2 protein-coding genes and 1 pseudogene are annotated in these 3564 nt (G+C 71.5%); 2 read left to right on the forward strand and 1 reads right to left on the reverse strand.

The genetic code is table 11. From position 1 onward, the window contains the following. Together FNQ90_RS16280 and asnB are read left to right on the forward strand one after the other, a co-directional pair. Positions 1-405 (forward strand): DUF6069 family protein (locus tag FNQ90_RS16280; protein WP_182607050.1); only part of this gene is annotated, 405 nt, incomplete at its 5' end. Positions 406-527: 122 nt separating this feature from the next. Further along, the gene (gene asnB, locus FNQ90_RS16285) at positions 528-2390 is read left to right on the forward strand and encodes an asparagine synthase (glutamine-hydrolyzing) (RefSeq protein WP_182607051.1); all 1863 of its coding nucleotides are present in this window, start codon (positions 528-530) and stop codon (positions 2388-2390) included. 101 nt (positions 2391-2491) lie between these two features. Here the strand turns inward: asnB and FNQ90_RS16290 are convergent. After that, positions 2492-3564, reverse strand: a pseudogene (locus tag FNQ90_RS16290) (hypothetical protein); the annotation flags it as partial.

The following is a 3564-nucleotide window of genomic DNA, read 5'->3' on the forward strand; positions in this document are numbered from 1 at the left end:
CGCCCGACCCCCGCCCGCCGGCGCGCCCTGACGGCAGCCGCCGCCATCGTGATCACCGCTCTGATCCGGGTGATCGCCGGCTCCGTGTTCGGCGTCGACATCCGGGTACCGGATGGCCCGGGCTCCACCACCACGAGCGAACTGCCCCTGCTCAACGTGGTGATCTCGGTGGCCGTGCTCTCCCTCGCCGGCTGGGGCCTGCTGGCCCTGCTGGAACGCCTCGCCCCGGCCCGGGCCCGTGTCCTGTGGATCGGCATCGCCTCGGCGGTGGTCCTCGTGTCGCTCCTCGGCCCCCTCTTCGGCGAGGGCCTGTCGGCGGGCAACCGCCTCACCCTGATCTGCCTGCACCTGGCGGTCGGCGCCGTCCTCATCCCCGGCTACACCCGCGGGGCCATCCGGTCCTGACCACTGGTCCGGGGGCCGGTCCAGCGCATCTCCACGACCCTTCGAGCCGCCCGGGAGACCGTTCCACCACAGGAACGGTGTCCGGGCACTGCCCCGGGCACGGACCCGGAAGGAGTCTCCCCATGTGCGGCATCGCAGGCTGGGCCGGCCCCGGCACCCCGCTCCCGACAGCACCCGACACCGCCGAGGCCATGGTTCGTGCCATGGCCTGCCGCGGACCGGACGGGGAGGGCGTGTGGCGGGACCCGCACGCCACCCTGGTCCACACCCGGATGGCGGTCATCGACCTCGCGGGGGGCGTCCAGCCCATGACCGCCGAGGAGAACGGCGAGGAGATCGCCGTTCTCACCTACTGCGGCGAGATCTACAACTTTCGGGAACTGCGCACCGAACTGACCGGACGGGGCCACCGCTTCCGCACCAGGAGCGACACCGAGGTGGTACTGCGGTCATACCTGGAGTGGGGTGAGGCCTGCGTGGAGCGGTTGGAGGGCATGTTCGCCTTCGCCGTCTGGGAGCCCCGCGAGCGCCGACTCTTCCTCGCCCGGGACCGGTTCGGGATCAAGCCCCTCTACTACGCGGTGATCGACGGGGGCATCGTCTTCGGCTCCGAGCCCAAGGCCCTGCTCGCGCACCCGGGGGTCCGCCCGGTGGTGGACCTGGACGGTCTGCGGGTGCTCTTCTCGATGGCCCGCGCCCCCGGCGAGACGGTGTATCGACAGATCCGCGAGCTGCCCCCCGCCCACACCCTGACCCTGCGACCCGGGGGACACTCCTCGCGCCGGTGGTTCGCGCTCGAGGCGACACCGCACACCGACACCCTGGAACAGACCGTCGGGACGGTGCGGGAACTGCTGGAGGACAGCGTCTCCCGGGAACTCTCCTCGGACGTGCCGCTGAGCGTGATGCTCTCCGGAGGGCTCGACTCGAGCAGTGTCGCCGCCCTCGCGGCCCGGGCCCTCGCCCACCGGGGCGAGGGCCCCGTCCGTACCTCCACGGTCACCTACACGGGGTACAGCGACAACTTCCAGCCCGACCTGGTGCGCAGTGCCCCGGACTCCCCCTACGCCCGGGCCGTCGCCGAGCACACCGGCGCCGAGCACCGGGAGATCGAACTGACCACGGCCGATCTGACCGACCCGGAGGCCCGCCGCACCGTACTGCGGGCCCAGGACATCCCCGCTCCCTTCGGGGACATGGACACCTCCACCTACCAGGCCTTCGCGGGAGTGCGCCGACACTCCAGGGTCGCCCTCACCGGGGAGAGCGCCGACGAGATCTTCGGCGGCTACAGCTGGGTGCACATCCCCGACCTGGCCGAGGAGGAACAGTTCCCGTGGGTGGCCTTCGAGCAGTGGCATCCCGGTACCCGCGCCGGGCTGGGCCGCGGGTTGCTCTCCCGGGAGTTCGAGAACCGGCTGGACATGCCCGGTTACTACGCCGACCGTTACGCACAGGCGATGGCCGGGATACCCCGGCTCGCCGGGGAGTCCCCCGGGGAGCGCCGGGCACGGGAGATCTGCCACCTTCACCTCACCCATTGGTTGCCCCGGCTGCTGGAACGCAACGATCGGCTCAGCATGGTCTCCGGCCTGGAGGTCCGGGTCCCGTTCTGTGACCACCGCCTGGTGCAGTACGCCTACAACATCCCCGCGGAGATGAAGACCTTCGACGGGCGGGAGAAGAGTCTGCTGCGGGCAGCCGTCCGGGACCTGCTGCCGGAGGAGGTGCTGGACCGGCCCAAGGCCCCCTTCCCGGTGAGTCAGGACCCCACCTACGCGAAGACCCTGCACCAGGAGTTCCACGAGGTACTGGAGGATCCCCACTCCCCCGTCCTCCCCCTCCTCGACACCGTGGCGAGTCGGGACTTCCTGGCGGGATTGAGGGAGGGGGACCGACAGGACTGGTTGCACCGAATGAACGTCGAGATGGCGCTGCAGGTGAACACCTGGCTGCGGGACCACGGGGTGACCCTGGAAGTGTGAGGGTCCTCCCTTTCGCTCCCGGGCCCTCTCGCCCCCGGCGCCTCCCCTTCCCTCCCCTCCCCGGCGGGGAGGGGAGGGAAGGGGCCGCGCGGAGCCCGTCCTCAGGCTCGCGCGGCCACCGGAACCCGGGAGGCGCGCAGCACCATGCGCACCAGAGGAGGTACGCGGTACTGGAAGAACCACGAGGTGGTGGGATCCGTCGAGATGTCCGCGTCGACCAGGAAACACTCGACGAGTTCCTCGAGCAGTTCCCCGGCCTCCTCGATACCCGTCTCCAGCAGGACGGCCGCCTGTTCCACGGTGACGAAGCCGTCCTCCCCGGCCAACCGGGCCAGGACGTCCCGCAGACGGGGGTGCAGGGCGGAACAACAACGGGCCACGCAGCGCCAGGGTTGGTGACGACGGACCACCGCGGGTTCGGAACACATCCGGCTCATCCAGTCGATGAGTTGCCGCATGGTCCAGTGGGGTCGCAGGGCCAGCAGCGCGCCGGCTCCCAGCAACGGCCCGGGAAGGCCGCCGCACAGATCGAGCAGTTCCCTCAGGCCGATCGGGTCGGTATGCAGGCGCTCACGTCCCAATGCCTGACGGATCAACTCCAGCGCCTGACGCGTTCCGAGGGGACGCAGCTCCATACGGGCGGTGAAGCGGGTGTCGTGCAACCTGTGGTGGCCGGTCACCAGGAGCGCGGAACCGGCCTCGGCGGGCAACAGATCGGTGATCTGACGGGCCGTCGTCACCTCGTCGACCACGATCAGCACCCGGCGCCCCGCCGTCCAGGAACGGAACAGCCGGGCCCGCTCGGCCCGCTCGGCGGGCAGCCCGGAGGGCCGGAACCCCGCCGCGCCGAGCAGAGAGGCCAGGACGTCGTCCACGCCGAGGGGTTCGTCCGGATCGCCGAAGGAGACGTGGAACCGACCGTCCGGGAAGGCGGCGCGCAGCCGGTGGGCCACGTGGACGCCGAAGGCGGTGACGCCGACCCCGGGCGGCCCGACGACGGCGACGCAGCGCGGGCCTCCGGACTCCTCCCCGAACCCTCCTTCCGGTTCCTCGGTGAGCAAACCGACCGCCAGTTCGACCTCGTCGCTCCGTCCGATCAAGGGAACATCCGGCGGGAGGACCGACGCCGGAGGGGCGGCGGCCTCGGGGGCGCGGGCCCTCCGGGGCCGCCGCC

Source organism: Streptomyces alkaliphilus, assembly GCF_014141535.1.
In the GTDB taxonomy this organism is placed as follows: Bacteria; Actinomycetota; Actinomycetes; order Streptomycetales; family Streptomycetaceae; genus Streptomyces; species Streptomyces alkaliphilus.